10 protein-coding genes are annotated in these 16808 nt (G+C 67.5%); 2 read left to right on the forward strand and 8 right to left on the reverse strand.

Annotated elements, in window-relative coordinates:
• Positions 1–2: 2 nt before the first annotated feature.
• The 3 genes from WJ35_RS21655 to WJ35_RS21665 are packed head-to-tail and all read right to left on the reverse strand — an operon-like array spanning position 3 to position 10101.
• A complete protein-coding gene (locus WJ35_RS21655) occupies positions 3–776 on the reverse strand; it encodes an efflux RND transporter periplasmic adaptor subunit (protein ID WP_069239971.1) in 774 nt (257 codons plus the stop codon).
• Entirely contained in the window at positions 773–2422 is a 1650-nt protein-coding gene (locus WJ35_RS21660) for a TolC family protein (protein WP_069239972.1), read from the reverse strand. Before WJ35_RS21660 ends, WJ35_RS21655 begins: the two co-directional genes overlap by 4 nt.
• Entirely contained in the window at positions 2419–10101 is a 7683-nt protein-coding gene (locus WJ35_RS21665) for a DUF4347 domain-containing protein (protein WP_069239973.1), read from the reverse strand. The genes WJ35_RS21660 and WJ35_RS21665 overlap by 4 nt, the downstream gene beginning before the upstream one ends.
• A 171-nt stretch (positions 10102–10272) precedes the next feature.
• Here WJ35_RS21665 and WJ35_RS31500 point away from each other — a divergent pair, with 171 nt between their 5' ends.
• Positions 10273–10560 carry a hypothetical protein gene (locus WJ35_RS31500; RefSeq protein WP_124260097.1) on the forward strand — a complete coding sequence of 96 codons (288 nt, stop codon included), beginning with the start codon at positions 10273–10275 and terminating at the stop codon, positions 10558–10560.
• A 32-nt stretch (positions 10561–10592) separates the two neighbouring features.
• On the opposite strand, the gene WJ35_RS21670 is transcribed toward WJ35_RS31500, so the two are convergent.
• Entirely contained in the window at positions 10593–10808 is a 216-nt protein-coding gene (locus tag WJ35_RS21670) for a hypothetical protein (protein ID WP_046429202.1), read from the reverse strand.
• Positions 10809–10946: 138 nt separating this feature from the next.
• On the opposite strand from WJ35_RS21670, the gene WJ35_RS32320 reads away from it, so the two are divergent.
• Positions 10947–11306, forward strand: coding sequence for a hypothetical protein (locus WJ35_RS32320; RefSeq protein WP_226103003.1), 360 nt, complete (start codon positions 10947–10949; stop codon positions 11304–11306).
• 63 nt (positions 11307–11369) lie between these two features.
• Here WJ35_RS32320 and WJ35_RS21675 read toward each other — a convergent pair whose 3' ends face one another.
• The 4 genes from WJ35_RS21675 to WJ35_RS21690 all read right to left on the reverse strand — a co-directional run bounded on the left by WJ35_RS21675 (position 11370) and on the right by WJ35_RS21690 (position 16781).
• Positions 11370–12665: an O-acetylhomoserine aminocarboxypropyltransferase/cysteine synthase family protein gene (locus tag WJ35_RS21675; protein ID WP_060235457.1), complete on the reverse strand. Its 1296-nt coding sequence runs from the start codon at positions 12663–12665 to the stop codon at positions 11370–11372.
• Positions 12666–12830: 165 nt separating this feature from the next.
• Positions 12831–13592, reverse strand: a complete 762-nt coding sequence (locus WJ35_RS21680) for a class I SAM-dependent methyltransferase (protein WP_080484444.1) — start codon at positions 13590–13592, stop codon at positions 12831–12833.
• Positions 13593–13606: 14 nt separating this feature from the next.
• Positions 13607–14233, reverse strand: coding sequence for a LysE family translocator (locus tag WJ35_RS21685; protein WP_059453435.1), 627 nt, complete (start codon positions 14231–14233; stop codon positions 13607–13609).
• Positions 14234–15284: 1051 nt separating this feature from the next.
• Entirely contained in the window at positions 15285–16781 is a 1497-nt protein-coding gene (locus WJ35_RS21690; RefSeq protein WP_045578225.1) for a GMC family oxidoreductase, read from the reverse strand.
• Positions 16782–16808: the final 27 nt, after the last annotated feature.

Consider the following 16808-nt stretch of genomic DNA (forward strand, 5'->3'; position numbering starts at 1 on the left):
CATCACCGCGCGAAAGTCGCCCACCCGCTCATACCCGGCAGCAGGTCGGGCGCGCCGGCATTCAACGCCGCCGTCACGTCCACCGTCTGCGTGACGGGGTCGACGCGCGCGCCGATCCGCGCCACCTTGGCCGGGTAGGTCTTGCCGACTTCGTCCACCTGCACGCTCAGCGCGTGGCCCGGACGCAGCCAGGCGAGCCATTTCGACGGCACGATCATCTTCAGCTCGAGGTGGCTGGTGTCCACCACGGTGAGCAGCGGCTTGCCCGGTTCGGCGAACTGCTGCGGCGAGGCGCTGCGCTTGGACACGCGGCCGTCGAACGGCGCGGCGATCGCGCACTTGCGGACGGTGGCCGACATATAGGCCACCTCGGCCGCGCTGGCCTTCTGCTTGGCCTGCGCCTGCTGCACCTCGAGCGCGCCGATCGAATGCAGCGCGAGGAGCTTGCGGTTGGTGTCGAGCAGGTCGCGCGCGCCGTCCGCGTCGGCCTGCGCCTTGCGCAGCTGCGCGTTGTACAGCGAGCAGTCGAGCGTGACGAGCGTCTGCCCGGCGCGGAACGAATCGCCGTCGCGGAACGGCAGGGAGGCGATCTTGGCCGCCACTTCGCTCGAGATGTCCACCTGATCGCGCGACACGAGCTGGATGCGGATCCTCGAATCGGGATTGTCGACGGCCGGCGCGCCCGGCGGCGGCGCCGGGGGCGCCGCCAGGACCAGGCGCGAGGCGACGAGCAGCGCGATCGCGCCGGCTGCCCGGTAGTGCTTGAACGGCTTCATTTCTGCACAGCTCCTGCATCGCGCGAGGCGGCCGCGGCCAGCGTCGGGCCGGGTTGGGCGGGGGCCACGGCGGCCGGGTCGCCGCCCTTGGCGAGCGCGTCCCAGCGCTGCTGCGAGGCGGTGATCGCGCTGCGAATCGCGGCGAGGTCGTAGCCGGTGGGCTTGTCGCTCATCGGGTCGAGGCCCAGCGTGGCGAGCATCTGGCCATAGGCGCTTTCGAGTTCGCCGTAGCTCTGGTACAGGCGCAGCTCCGACATCATCGCCTGCGTGGCGTTGCGGATTTCCTCGAGCTTGCCCTGCGCGTTCGCTTCCGTGGCGTTGTGCGTATGCCGCAGGATCTGGCCGTCCACGTCGTTCATCTGCTTGAACAGGTCGAACTGGCGCGTCTTCGCCGCGAGCTCGCTGCGCGCCACGTGCACCTGCGTGAGCACCGCCATGCTCAGCGCCATGCGCTGCATCTTGGCCACGTCGAGCTGCGCCTGCGCCGTGCCGCGGATGTTGCGCGCGTTCAGCAGGTTCAGCAGGTTCCAGCTCACGCTGATGCCGGCCGTGCGCCAGGCGTTGTACACGAGGAAGCTGTTGCTGTCGAAGTGCGCGCCGAGGCTGAACTCGATGCCGGGCAGCAGCTTGGCCATCGCCTTGTGCGTCTCGTTCACGCTGATGCGCTCGTTGTAGCTCGCTTCCACCAGCTCGGGGCGGCGTTGCAGCGCCATGTCTTCCATCTTCGGCATGGCCATGTCGAAGGCCGGCACCTTGAAGTCGCTGCTCGCGGCCAGCGTGAAGTCCTTGCCCGGCTCGAGATTCATCAGCGAGGCGAGGCGCGGCTTGGCTTCCTCGAGCTGGTCGCGCACGGCCTCGAGCTGGCGCATCAGATCGAGCAGCGAGCGCTGGTAGTTCAGCGTGTCGAGCGGCGAGCGCAGGCCCTGCGCCTGGGTGCGGCGCGAATCGTCGAGCGCCGACCGCGCCTGGGTCAGCAGCGGCTCGATGCGATCGCGCAGGCGCTGCGCGCCCACCGCTTGCCAGTAGGCCTCGCGCACCTGCTGCATCATCAGCTGCACGACCTTGCGGCGGCGCTGCTCGAGCACCAGCACGCGGTCGGACTGTTCCTTGGCCTCGAAGTAGCTCACGCCGAAGTCGAGGATGTTCCAGGACAGGTTCAGGTCGGCGGTGCGGCTGTTCTTGTCGGTGGAGTACGACGGAATCAGCGACTGGTCGTGCGTGTAGAGACCTTCCGACGACGAAGCGAGCTCGTGGTTGCGGTTGGCGTAACCGGCTGCGGCCGTCAGCTTGGGCAGCAGGTCGAAGTTCGACAGGTCGAGCTGGCGCTGGGCGAGCGCCTCTTCCATCATCTTCAGGCGATGGTCGAGGTTGTAGCGCACGGCGCGCGCCATGGCCTCGTCGAGCGTGATCGGACCGGTCACCGGCTGCTGGTCGGCGAACATCGCCGTGCGGTCGGTGTGGGCGGTGGCGGCGCGCTCGGCATCCGTGAACGGTACCGGCTTGATGGCGCAGCCGGACAGCCAGACGACGGCCACGGCGGCCGCGAGCAATGCGGGACGCGGTGCGCGTCCCCGGAGCGTCTTGTTTTTCAAGTCGAGGGGTCTCTTGGAAAAATGGGCGAATGAACGGGCGAAAGCGAAGGTCATGAGCGGCGCTCCCCGGTGACGTGCAGGGTGGCCAGCGCATTGGCGAACTGGGCGGCGAGCGAGGGCTTGGCGAGGGGCGCGGCCTGCGCGTGCGGCGCGACGGCGTGGCCGTTGCCCTTGCCGTGTTCGGCGGGCTTGCCGGCGGCGTTGCCGTGGGCGTCGAAGCGCATCGTCACCTCGCGGCGCACGAGGTTGCCGGCGGCATCGCGCTGCACGAGCGTGACCCGAACGTCGTGCACGCCGGCGGGCGGCTTGCCGCTGAGTACGCCCGATTGCGCGTCGTAGTGCAGCCACGCCGGCAGCGGTGCGCCGTTGGCGAGCGTGACGGCGGTGACGGCCGCGTCGTCGGCGCCCGGCGCCTGCGCGTCGCGGGTGGCGGGCGTCTGCACCAGCGTCCGCACGTTCACCGCGAAATCCTGGCCGGCACGATGCAGCGGATGCACGTCGATCGGCGCCAGCGGATGAGCAGCCGGCGTCGCGCCTTCGATCCCGGCCGGTACCAGCGAATCGAGCGGCCGCACGTGCGTGTCGCCGAGCGAACGCTCGCGCGCACCGTGGCTCGCGAAGGTGAAGGTGTCGCGCGTGCCGATCGAACCGACGTCCCGCTGGCTGGTCGCGCCGAATGCATCGAGCACGATCAGCGGACTCGATACCCCGTCGGACTGGCCGAGGCTGTCGTCGGCGAGCAGCGGCGCGGCGTGCGGCAGGCCGATCGGCATGGCGCCGGTTTGCTCGCGGTCGGGTTGACCGTTCTGGTCGTGCGGCAGCACCCATTGCGGCAGGATCGGCGTGCCGACCGGCTGCGCCGTGCCGACGATGGTCAGCGTGCGCGTGAGCGGCGCGCTGGTCTTGACGCCGTCGCCGACCGTGAACACCAGCGTGCGCGTGCTGCCGGTGTGCTCGGCCTGCGTATGGAGATAGCCGACCGCGGTGAGCGCGGCCTGCCATTGCGCCAAGGTGGCGTTGCCGCTGGCCGAGTGCAGCGTGAGCGTGCCGTGCGCGGCGTCGAAGCTCGCGGCGATGTCGCCGGTGGCCGCGCCTGCCGCGAAGCTCAGCACGTCGTGCTGGGCGTCGAAGGCGCCGCTGAAGGCGATCGTGGCGGTGGTGGGCGCCGTGGCGTTCAGATCGGTCAGCGTGATGCCGGCGCCGACCGACACCGGGACGGTGACGCGGCCGCCCGCCGTATAGCTCAGTTGCGTGCCGTCCACGCCGAGCAGTGGCGTCTGGTGCGTCGCCGTGACCGACACGCTGCGCTCCAGCGCGGCGCTCGTCTTGACGCCGTCGTTGATGGTGAAGCCGATGCTGCGGGTGGTCGTGTCGGGCGTGACGGCCGTGTCGGTGTAGGTGACCGAGCGCAGCGCGGCCTGCCATTGCGCGAGCGTGGCGGTGCCGCCCGCGGAGACGAGGGTGAGCGTGCCGTGCGCGGCGTCGAAGCTCGCCGTGATGTTGCCCATCGTGCCGTCGTTGCTGAACGCGAGCACGTCCTCGCCGGCGTGGAAGCCCGCGCCGATCTGCACGGTGGCCGAGGCCAGCGTGGCGTTGTCGAGGTCGCTCAGCGTGAGGCTGCCGTCGATCGTCACCGGTACGGATGCGGCGTTGTCGCCCGCCACGAACGCGGCCGGGCCGCTGCTGGTGGTGGAGAGCGTCGGCGTCTGGTCGGTGGTGGCGACGGTCACGTCGCGCGTGATGGCGACGCTGGTCTTGGCGCCGTCGCTGACCGCGAAGCCGATGGTGCGCGTGGCCGTGTCGGGCGTGACGGCCGTGTCGGTGTAGGTGACCGAGCGCAGCGCGGCCTGCCATTGCGCTAGCGTGGCGGTGCCGCCCGACGAGACGAGCGTGAGCGTGCCGTGCGCGGCGTCGTAGGCGGCGGTGATGTTGCCCATCGTGGCGCGGTCGTTGGTGAACGCGAGCACGTCCTGCCCGGCGTGGAAGCCCGCGCCGATCTGCACGGTGGCCGAGGCCAGCGTCGCGTTGTCGCGGTCCGACAGCGTGATGCCCGAATCCACCGTGACCGGCTGGGACGGCGCGTTGTCTGCCGACACGAACGCAGTGCTGCCGCTGGCGGTCGAGCCCACGAGCGGCGTCTGGTCGGTGGCGGCCACGCTCACGTCGCGCGAGTAGGCGGCGCTGGTCCTCACGCCGTCGTTGATGCTGAAGCCGATGCTGCGGGTGGTCGCGTCGGGCGTGACGGCCGTGTCGGTGTAGGTGACCGAGCGCAGCGCGGCCTGCCATTGCGCGAGCGTGGCGGTGCCGCCCGCGGAGACGAGGGTGAGCGTGCCGTGCGCGGCGTCGAAGCTCGCCGTGATGTTGCCCATCGTGCCGTCGTTGCTGAACGCGAGCACGTCCTCGCCCGCATGGAAGCCCGCGCCGATCTGCACCGTGGCCGAGGCCAGCGTCGCATTGTCGAGGTCGCTCAGCGTGAGGCCGCCGTCGATCGTCACCGGTACGGATGCGGTGTTGTCGCCCGCCACGAACGCGGCCGGGCCGCTGCTGGTGGTGGAGAGCGTCGGCGTCTGGTCGGTGGTGGCGACGGTCACGTCGCGCGTGATGGCGACGCTGGTCTTGGTGCCGTCGCTGACCGCGAAGCCGATGGTGCGGGTGGCCGTGTCGGGCGTGACGGCCGTGTCGGTGTAGGTGACCGAGCGCAGCGCGGCCTGCCATTGCGCGAGCGTGGCGGTGCCGCCCGCCGAGACGAGCGTGAGCGTGCCGTGCGCGGCGTCGTAGGCGGCGGTGATGTTGCCCATCGTGGCGCGGTCGTTGGTGAACGCGAGCACGTCCTGCCCGGCGTGGAAGCCCGCGCCGATCTGCACGGTGGCCGCGGCCAGCGTCGCATTGTCGAGGTCGGTCACCGCGATGCCGGTGTCGATCGCGACCGGCGTGGATGCCGCGTTGTCGGCGGCCACGAACGCGGCGCTGCCGGTGCTGCTGGTGGACAGCAGCGGGGTCTGCTCGGTCGGCGTGACGACGATGGTGCGCGTCAGCACGTTGCTGAACTGCGAGCCGGCGCTCAGCGAAAAGCTGACGGTGCGCGTCGCGTCGTTCGGCGTGACCTGCGTGTCGCTATAGGCCACCGAGCGCAGCGCGGCCTGCCATTGGGCGAGCGTGGCCGAGCCGTTCGCCGAGGTCAGCGTCAGCATGCCGGTCGACGTATCGTAGCTGCCGGTGATGTTGCCCATCGTCAGGCCGTCGTTGCTGAACGACAGCCGGTCCTCGCCGCTATACAGGTTGCCCGTGATCGCGATCACCGCGCCGTCGACTACGTTGCCGAGCGGGTCCGCGACGGTCAGGTTCGGGTCGATCGCCACCGGCGCGGCGCTGGCGTTGTCGCCGGCCACGAAGCTCGCGCTGCCGGTGCTGGAGGTGCCCAGCGCCGGCGCCGAGCTGATCACGTTGACGCTGTAGTCGAGCGGCGAGCTGGTCTTCACGCCGTCGTTGACGACGACGCTGACGGTGCGCGTGCCGAGCGCGGCGTTGGCGCCGGTCGAGAACTGCAGGCTGTCGAGCACCGTCTGCCATTGCGCGACGGTGCCGCCGGTCGAGCTGATCGTCAGCGTGCCGCTGGCCGCGTCGTAGTTGACGTTCATGCCGTTGGTCAGCGTCGAAGGCGGCACGCTGATGCCGAGCGTGTCGCCGCTTTGCAGACCCGCGGTGATCTGTACCGTGATCGACATCGGTACCAGCGTCGAGCCGCTCACGTTCCGGTCGGTCAGCGTGATGCCGCTGTCGATCGCGGTGGCGGCCTGGCCGGTCAGGTAGTCGACGCTGTTGCCCGAGGCGCCGACCAGCGGCGTCTGATGGGTCGCCTGTACCACGATCACCTTGCTCGAGCCGACGCTGGACTTGGTGCCGTCGTTGACGCTGAAGCTGATGGTGCGACTCGCGGTCTGCGGCACCACGGCCGTGTCGGTGTAGGTGACCGAGCGCAGCGCGGCCTGCCACTGGGCGGCGGTCGAGCCGCCTGCCGAGGTCAGCGTGAGCGTGCCGGTGCCGGCGTCGAAATGCGCCTGGATGTCGCCGAACGCGCCGTTGCCGAGCGCGAGCACGTCTTCGCCGCTGTGGAAGTTGCCGGTGATCGCCACGGTGGCCGACGCCATGGTCGCCGAGTCGGAGTCGGTCAGCGTCAAGCCGGCGTCCACCACGACCGGGGCGGAGGGCGCGTTGTCGCCCGAAACGAAGGTGGTGGTGCCGCCGCTGTCGGTGACGATCGGCGACTGGTCGGTCGGAACGACGTTGATCGTGCGCTGGAAGTTGGTGCTGACCTTCGAGCCGTCCGTGATCACGAAGTTGATGACGCGCTGCGTGCCGTCCGGCGTGGCGGCCGAATCGGTAAAGCGGACCGAGCGCAGCGCGGCCTGCCATTGCGCGAGCGTGGCGGTGCCGCCCGCCGAGCTGAGGGCCAGCACGCCGTTCGAGTACGCGCCCGTGATGTTGCCCATCGTCGAGCCGTCGTTGGTGAACAGCAGCGTATCGCCGTTCGCGTCGTAACCGCTCGCGATCACGACGTTGGCCTGGGTCAGCGTGGCGTTGTCGCGATCGGACACCGTGATGCCCGAATCGATCACGACCGGCGTGCTGGGCACGTTGTCGCCCTGCGTGAACGTGAGGCTCCCAGACGAGCCGCCGATCACCGGTGTCTGGTCGGTATCGGCGACGGTCACGGTGGAGGTGGCCGCGGTGCTGGTCTTGGTGCCGTCGCTGATCGCGAAGCTGACGGTGCGCGCGAGGGCGCCCGGCGTAATGGCCGTCGAGTCGTAGGTGACGGCCCGCAGCGCGTTCTGCCACTGTGCGAGCGTGGCCTGGTTGCCCGACGAGGTCAGCGTCAGCGTGCCGTTCGCGTACACGGCCGAGATGTTGCCGTACAGCGCGGTGCTGTTGTTGTTGAAGGCGAGCACGTCGGTCGCCTCGTAATGGCCGGTGATGGTGACCACGGCCTGCTGGAGCGGGCCGCCGTCCAGATCGCCGACGGTGATGGCGTCGTTGACGGCGACCGCCGTCGAGGCGGTGTTGTCGCCGGCCACGAACGAGACGGTGTTGCCGCCGGCGCCGATCACCGGCGTCTGGTCGGTGGCCGTCACGGTCACGTTGCGCGTGGCCGTCGAGCTGGTCAGCGTGCCGTCGTTGATCTGGAAGCTGACCGTGCGTGTGCTGGACGAAGGCACCACCAGGTCGTTCGTGAACTGGATCGAGGCAAGCGCGTTCTGCCACTGCAGCAGCGACGCGCCGCCGGCCGCGGTCAGCGTCAGCACGCCCGTGCTGCCGTCGTACGCGCCGCTGATGTTGCCCATCGTCGCCGGATTGGCGGTGAACAGCAGCTGGTCGTGATTGCCCTGGAAGTTGCCTGTGATCGCGACGGTCGCGCTGACCAGCGTCGTGCTGCTGCCGTCGGTGAGCAGAATGCCCGGGTCGACCGCCACCGGCGTCGAGGTGGTGTTGTCGCCGCTCACGAACTGCGCCGAGCCGCTGTCGGTGCTGACCGTCGGGCCGGCCGTGACCACCATGCTGTGATGCAGCAGCGCGCTGGTCTTGGTGCCGTCGCCGACGGCGAACGTGATGTCGCGCGTGCCGCCCGTCGTGCCCGTCGCGCTCGCGAACGTGACGGCGTCGAAAGCGTTCTGCCATTGCGCGACGGTGGCGGTGCCGCCGGCCGACGTCAGCGTGAGCGCGTGCGTGGTCGCATTGTAGCTGCCGATGATGTTGCCATACAGCGTCACGTTCGAGTTGTTGAACGCGAGCGTGTCGCCGGTCGCGTAGCCGCTTGCGATCGTGACGGCGCCCGAGGTCAGCGTCGGCGTGTCGGCGTCGCTGACGTGCACGTTGGCGTCGACCGCGACCGCGGCCGAGCCGGCGAAGTAGCTGGTGCTGGTGGCGCCGCCCTCGGTCACGAGCGGCGTCTGGTCGACGGAGGTGACGGTGATGGTGCGCGTGGCCACGTTGCTCGCCTCGGTGCCGTCGTTGAACGCGAACGACACCGTGCGGGTGGTGGTGGACAGGTTGGGCGAGGCCTGCGTGCTGAAGAACGTGATCGACTGCAGCGCGGCCTGCCAGCTGGCGAGGCTGGGCGACCCGCTGCCGGTCAGCGTCAGGACGCCGGTGGCGCTGTTGTAGCTGCCGGTGATGCCGTTTTGCGCGACGAACGACAACTGGTCGCCGCTCTGCACGTTGGTGATGCGGACCGTGGCGGTGCTTGCCGAGGCCGAACTGGGGTCGGAGATCGTGATGCCGGGGTCCACCGCCACAGCGGTGCCGCCCACGCCGTTGTCGCTCGAACTCCACGACGCGCTGCCGCTGCTGGTGGTCACCGACGGGCCGTTGTCGGTATAGGCGAGGTTGTTGAGCGTGGGCTCGAAGCTGCCCGAGTCGTTCTGGTCGATCAGCGAGAACGAGACGATGTTGTTGAAGGCGCTGCCGAGCTGTATCTGGCTCGACACGGTGCCGGTGAAGCCGCCCACCGCGGCCGTGGCGAGCTGGACCAGCGCGCTCTTCGAGCCGTTGGCGTAGGTGGCCTGGATGTACAGGTCGCCGTTGAACGAGCTGAGGTCGAAGCTCTGCAGGCTGAACTGGTGGCCGTTGGCGAGCGAGATGGTGACGTTGCTCATCGTCGAGGCGCCGTCGGCGTTGATGTCCAGGACGCCGTCGGTGGGCGACACGGAGATGTCGCTCGGGAACGGCGAGTTCGACGCGTTGTAGGCGTAGGTGTTGCCGGGCTGGTCGAACGTGTAGACGAGGCCGTCGAGCGTGAACTGGGACAGGCCGATCGCCGCGAAGTTGTCGGCGGCCGCGCTGTCGTAGGTTTCCGTCGTCACGCCGAGCAGTTCGTTGAACTGCGCCTGGGCGCTGGCCGATTCGTTCAGCGCGGTGTGGACGTTGCCGACCTGGTATTCGAGCGTCCAGTTGCCGCCGAGCGCGGCCGAGCCGGTCGCGTCGATCGAGGCGGCCACGTTCAGGTGGGTGATGCCGGCGATCTTCTGTACCAGTGCCTGACCGTCGGCCTGTTGGGCCACGTCGCAGCCGTAGATCAGGAAGTCGCCGCCGGCGTGCATCGCCGCGCCGATCTGTGCGAGCTGCGTGCTGTAGCCGGACAGATCGCCGTTGGTGAGCCAGGTGGAGCCGACCTGGATCGCGCCGTCGCTGCCGTGCGAGAGCAGGCTGATCGACTCCACGCCGCGATGGGCCTGCAGGTATTGCGCGATCTGCGCGAGGCCGTCGGTTTTCGCGTCGAGCACCACGTACTGCGTACCGGCGGGCAGACCGGCGATCAGGACCTGGTAGTTCGCGACGCTCGGGTCGATGAACACGACCTCGGTCTGCGCGGCCGACATCGCGGCGCTGCCGTCGGTCGTGGCGGCATGTTGCGCTTCCCGTTGCGTCGATGGTGCCTGCTGGCGGTTCTGCGCGAACGGCGAGATCGGGTCGCTGCTCTGCGGCTTGTCCGCCGGTGCGTTGGGAGCGGCATTATTCGATGTGCCGACCGCGGGCGTGTAGATATGCGCCTCGGTGCGATGGATGACTTCCGCTGGCGCGTGCTCGTGGGCATGCGGCTGGGCGGCCACGGCGGCCACCGATGCGTCGTAGACGACACGCGGCTCGAGGGCGAGCAACAGGGGCGAGGCCGCGATGCGCGGGCCGGGCTGGCTGGCGTTTTGCTTCTGGCGCGCGAACCACTGCTTGATGATCTTCATGACGATGCTCTCCCTGCTGCTACCTGCCAGATGCCGTGCGGCCGGCTGCGGGGCCGCACCGGCCCCGCCTGATGATTGAAGCCCGGTCGCGATCAGCCGCGCGACGGGAAGCTGCCTTCCAGCGCGATAATGAATGACAGACCGAGGTACGGATTGCGGACGTTGACGGGCATGTTGCTGCGCGACACGCCGATCATGACGGTCGGGTTGGTTGTGAATTCAACGGCCGCGTCGAACGGCTTGAGTGTCTTGCTCGTCGTGTTTACGGCGCCGCCCTGTGTTTCTGAAGGCAGGGTTTATCCCCTGATTCAAACGGCGTGTTTTCAAGGTTCCGGCAGGGCCGCCGGCTCGCGACGTAACTGCTCGAGCGGATGGCAGGAAAATCGAATGGCGCGGCCGTGCGGCACATGGGGTTATATACCGCTGGTGCCGATTTTCATGAAACAGATTCGTTGGTAAAAACGTTTGCGCCGGATTATCGGCTTCCACGTTCAGGCTGTTAGGCAGGTCTTCGGCCGCCGCTCGTGGCGCGTGCTGACGAACACTTCGATGAACAACGCGTCGCCGTCATGGGACGCGGCGTGGAATGTCGATTCTGCGTCGGCGCAAATGTTTGCGAGCCCTAAATTGCCGATCGAAACAGGCGTGGCAACAATTTCATCGGACTGGAAAAAGTTGAATGGGTCGATAAGAAAATCGACTGTCAAGGCGTCAGACTAATTGTCTGATCAGCGGCAATTGGAGCTTGTTTGTTCGGTTGCGGTGATTGCCCCATGTGCCGTTTGCGACGAGCAACGAAATGTTGATGATGAGCAAGCCGGGCGCGTGCCGGAGAATGCGCGGCGATGCGCTTCTGCGCGATGCGAAACGCCGCCATGCCGATACCAGGTGCAGGGCGGGAGGTGAGCTCGTCGGAGAGCAGCGAGGTCGGTACCGCATCGCATCAATCGCGCAAATTGAACGAGCAACTACGACTGACCCCGTGCGACGAAGTGAGCGCGCTGAACGTGCTGGCCGACCACGGCAGCCGCCAGTCGCGCGAAGATGCGATCGAACTGGCGGCGTGCATTGCGCAACCAGGGCGCGGCCCCAGTCAACGCCACGCACATTGTCGACACGTATCCGACGGCCGCGACGTCGCAGCAGGCGCTGCGGCGTACGACGGTTTCGTGCCGGGCGTCGCCCCGACATCGGCCGGGGGGTGAACGTCTTGAAGCCGCCTCGAGGGCAGACGTTCGAAGCGGGCGTGTCGGCACGCCCGCTTCGCGTCAAAGCTGCGCGAGCGCCTGATCGAGATCGGCGATCAGGTCGTCGATATGCTCGATGCCGATCGACAGCCGCACCGTTTCTTCCTTCACGCCGGCCTTCGCGAGTTCGGCCGGCGAGAGCTGCCGATGCGTGGTCGATGCCGGATGCGTCGCGAGCGACTTCGTGTCGCCGATGTTGACGAGCCGCGTGAACAGCTTCAGCGCGTCCTGGAACTTCGCGCCGCCCGCGCGGCCGCCTTTCACCCCGAACGTCAGGAGCCCCGGCCCGCGCCCCGACAGATAGCGCGCGACGAGCGGATGGTCGGGGTGGTCGGGCAGTCCCGCGTAGCTCACCCATTCGACGTTCTCGTGGCGCGCGAGATGCTGCGCGATCTTCAGCGTGTTGTCGCTGATGCGCTCGATGCGCAGTGCAAGCGTTTCGATGCCCTGCAGGATCTGGAATGCGTTGAACGGCGAGATCGCCGCGCCCATGTTGCGCAGCGGTACGACGCGCGCGCGGCCGATATACGCGGCCTGACCGAACGCTTCCGTATAGACGACGCCGTGATAGCTGACGTCGGGCTCGTTCAGGCGCTTGAAGCGGTCCGCATGCTCCGCCCACGGGAACTTGCCCGAATCGACGATCGCGCCGCCGAGGCTCGTGCCGTGCCCGCCGAGATATTTCGTCAGCGAATGCACGACGATGTCCGCGCCGTGCTCGAACGGCCGCAGCAGGTACGGCGACGGCACCGTGTTGTCGACGATCAGCGGGATCCCGTGACGATGCGCGATCTCCGCGAGCGCGGCGATGTCGGTGACGTTGCCGAGCGGGTTGCCGACCGATTCCGCGAAGATCGCCTTCGTGCGCGCGTCGATCAGCGCGTCGAACGATGCGGGGTCGCGCGGATCGGCGAAGCGCGTGGCGATGCCGTATTGCGGCAGCGTGTGCGCGAACAGGTTGTAGGTGCCGCCGTACAGCGTGCTGGCGGACACGATGTTGTCGCCGGCTTCGGCGATCGTCTGGATCGAATAGGTGACGGCCGCCTGCCCCGACGCGAGCGCCAGCGCGCCGACGCCGCCCTCGAGCGCCGCGATGCGCTGCTCGAGCACGTCCGTCGTCGGGTTCATGATCCGCGTGTAGATGTTGCCCTGCACCTTCAGGTCGAACAGGTCCGCGCCGTGCTGCGTGTCGTCGAATGCATATGCGACGGTCTGGTAGATCGGCACCGCGACCGCGCGCGTGGTCGGGTCGGGACGATAGCCGCCGTGGACGGCGATGGTTTCGAGACGCCAGCTGGAAGAGGCCCTGTCGGTCATGGTGTGCTCCGTCTGTTGTTGTGATGGTCCGGCGATTATAGGAGCACGGGCGCTGCGGGCTTTAGAACGAATCGTTTGTTGCTTATGGTGCGCCGGCGCATCGCGTGCGTTTTCAGCGAATGCTGCGCAGCGGGATGTCGTGGTGGGCGGTGCGAATCCGTGCGCTCACGCGCGGCAGATCGCGATGATCTCGGCGCTCGTCGCGTCGTCGAATGGCGCGCCTTGCCAGTCGCCGCACCATTGCGTCGCCGAGAAGCCGGCTGCCGTCACGCGTGCTTGCAGATCGGGTTGGGCGATGAAGCGCAATCGGCTCGTATTTTGCAGCTGTATATCGTCGCGGCAGAAACGGTAGTATGTGTCGAACGACACGACCGGGCCGTCGATTGCGGTGACCGCGCGATGCAGTTCGACGCGGCCGAAATCGGGCGATTCGACGTGCGATGCGGGCGCGGACGGTACCCATCTGCGCCACGGTTCGACACGTGGATTGCGTGTCTCGAACATGAAGCGTCCGCCCTCGTTCAGCAGACGCCGCACGCCGTGCAGCGTGGCGTCGATCGCGGCGTCGGTCAGCAGGCACTGGAATGCGTGGCCGGTCATCACGACCGTATCGAAGCGCGCGTCGGGCGACAGGCCGGCGAGATCGCTGACGGCCCAGCGCACCGCGGATGCACCGGGTTGCTGCCGTGCATGCTCGATCATCGCGGCGGCCGGATCGATCGCGACGACGTCGTGCCCGGCCGCAGCGAGCCGGCGTGCGAACCGGCCGGTGCCGCAGCCGAGATCGAGGATGCGCTGCTGAACGGTGCCGATGCGCGATGCGCAGAACGCGAAGTCGTGATCGCCCGCGTTGAACAGGTCGTAGACCGCGACGAGGCGCGGGTCGGTGTAGAGGATTTCGCGGGCGGGTGCCGTGTCGGACATCATGCGGAGCGCATGCGTCAACGCTGCTGAGCCGCGACGCGCAGGCCGAGCGCGATGAAGATCGAGCCGATGATCTTGCCTTGCCAACGCGTCAGCCACGCGAGCCGCTTCACGAGCCGGCCGAGCGGACGGACCGAGCAGGCGATCAGCGTCGTGTACAGCGAACTGAGCGCGACGAAGATCAGGCCGAGCACGGCGAATTGCACGAACGTCGAGCCGCGTTCCGGATGCACGAACTGCGGCATGAACGCGAGGAAGAACAGTGCGGTTTTCGGGTTCAGCACTTCGGCGGGGATGGCCTGCAGATACGCCTTCAGCGGCGTGACGGGCGACAGCTTCGGCAGCGACGGGTCGGACGGCTTCTCGATCAGCGCACGCACGCCGAGGTAGATCAGGTAGGCGGCGCCGACCCACTTCACGACGTTGAACGCGAGCGCGGACGTCATCAGCAGCGCCGACAAACCGACGGCCGCGAACAGCGTATGCACGAAGTCGCCGCTGGCGACGCCGAGGCCGGTCAGGATGCCGGTCTTGCGGCCGCCCTGTACGGTGCGGCTGAGGACGAGCAGTACGGCGGGGCCGGGGATCAGGAACAGACCCAGGACGACGGCGGTGAAGGTGGTCAGCGTGGTCAGGTCGAACATGGCGGCTCCGGCAGGGTTGGCGCAGCGGCGGGGATGGGGGGATTGTAGTCGGTTTGTTCGGCTCGCTTGCGCCGACGTCGATCTCAAGTTATTCGGACCTTGCCCTCCAACAGATTGCGGTGGTCGAAAACGGTGCAGAATCGCGTTGGTGAGGTGAGCGGCGGCGGGACATCGGTTCGTCTCTACGGGGATGCGCGGCTTCTGATGCAGAGCATTATGGACTCGACTACGCCAGTCCCTGACCCAGGCGGAGTGCCGGGGCACCCCTCTGGGATTCACCAGGAACTATGAACGGTACGGCAGGCACATATGAATTGTTGTGAATCCAAGTGCCAAGACGGTTATCCATTTCCTTTTTAAAAGCGGCCCGAAATGAGATTTACATGGAAATCTGGCCCCGTACTCGCCGGGCAGCTGGTGTACTGCCAAGCTGAGTACTCGTTCGACTTCGTTCCGAGGGAAAATGAATTAAACAGCCGAGTTCGGGCTCCCGAACTGGATCTATTTCGATTGGTACGCTTCAATTGGAGGTATCCGTAGAAACCGGCGAAATACTATTTCCGTGGGGCTTGTTTCCACACACGCGATGGACAGATCGAGTTATGGTCCCTCCAAATACTTGTCCAGGCCGATTGTTCCTCGCGGATATTTCCGTTCTCGTGCCCGGAGCTGCGGTCGACTTACCTGGAGGCACGGAATGGCAGACACATTTCCACCGCGAGTCTGGGTGGTTATATACCGGCGTCGGTGATACGGCAGATGTCATCGTGGAATTCGCAGCCAACGCAGGTGCGTCACTGACAAATGAACAACTCACAGGGCTGTGGCTAAAGCCGATACGTGAATGATCCATTTCCGCGTGGGAGTTTGAGGATTACCAAGGATGATCAGACTTCATTGACGCACTTGACGCGCTCCGGTCGTTGCCACAAACAGCGTTGGCTTCGATACGTCCAGCCTCGAAAACAAGCTAAGCGGATATTTTCTTGACGCGGCACATTCCAAGAACCATAACCCGCGCAAACGCATGCGTATCGATCCACGCACGCCATCACCCACCCCCCAACACCAACGCAGCCCCTTTCTCCCCGATCATCAACGCCGGCCCCTGCGTATGCCCGGACGTGATGCGCGGCATGATCGACACATCGATGACCCGCAGCGCCTCGACCCCGTGAACGCGCAACTGCGGATCGACCACAGCATCGTTGCCGGTGCCCATCCTGCACGTGCCGACCGGATGGCTGAGCGAGCCCGCATTGCTCAGGATCCAGTTGCGGATCTCGGCGGGCGTGCGCACCGACGGGCCGGGCGTCTGCTCCTCGCCGCGCCAGGCCGACAGCCCGGGCGCGTTGCCGAGCGAGCGCATCAGCTCGAAGCCCTGCACGCATTGCTCGAAGTCGCCCGGCGCCGACAGGAAGTTCATGTCGATCAGCGGCGCGGCGGTCGGATCGGCCGAGCGCAGCGCGACGCGGCCCCGGCTTTGTAGCCGCATCATGTCGCCCGTCACCGAATAGAAACTGCGCAGTTCCTCCTCGGACTGGCCGCACGTATAGCGTCCGCGCATCATCTCGGCTGCATTGGCCGGCTGGCCGTCGGCATTCGCGTTCGCCCAGACGATCGCGTAGCCCTCGTTGACGGGCTGGTCGAGGATCGGCTGCCGCGACGTCCAGATGCCCTGGAAGATCAACGCGTCCATCAGGTTGGCGCCCACGCCCGGCAGGTCCATCTGCACGGGGATGCCGAGTTGCCGCAATTGCGCGGCGTCGCCGACGCCCGAGCGCATCAGGATCTGCGGCGAGTTGATCGCGCCCGCGCACAGCAGGATTTCCCGGTCGGCGATCGCACGTACGCGCGCGCCGCCGCGGACGTAGTGCACCGCGGCCGCGCGCCGCGTGCCGTTGAACTCGATCCGTTCGACGAGCGATTCGGCGGCGAGCGTCAGATTCGACTGCCGCGCGAGCAGCGGCTCGACGTAGCGCTGGTAGCTCGTCACGCGCTGGAAGCGCGTGTCGATGGTCGAGCGTAGCGGCGACACGCCGGCCATCGGCCGCCCGTCGTTGTAGTTCGGGTTGTAGCGGTGGCCGAGCTGCTCGCTCGCGCTCACGAACGCCTCGCCGAACGCGTTGCGCGTCGTGGTGGTCGGTTGCAGCATGCGTTCGACCTGCTCGAAGTGCGGCGCGACGTCCTGGTAGCGCCAGCCGTCGCAGCCGTACCGGCTCGCCCACTGATCGAAGTCGGCAGGCGCGCCGCGCACGTAGACCATGTCGTTGTGCGCGGTGCAGCCGCCCGTCACCTTCGCCCGCCAGACGTCCATCACGCGATCGTTCATGCGCGTCTGCGGCACGCTTTTGTAACCCCAGTGAATCGCGCCGATGCGGTACAGGCAGTTGATCTGGTTCGGGTCGCGGATCGGCGGGAAATGCGACGCGAGCGGCCCGGCCTCGAGCAGGAGCACCTTGATCGACGGGTTGTCGGCGAGCCGCCCGGCGACGATGCTGCCCGCCGAGCCGGAACCGATGACGATGTAGTCGTAGCGTTCGTCCACGGGCTTCTCCTCGTGCGTGTGAGCTGG

The organism is Burkholderia ubonensis (genome assembly GCF_001718695.1).
Lineage (GTDB): Bacteria > Pseudomonadota > Gammaproteobacteria > Burkholderiales > Burkholderiaceae > Burkholderia > Burkholderia ubonensis_B.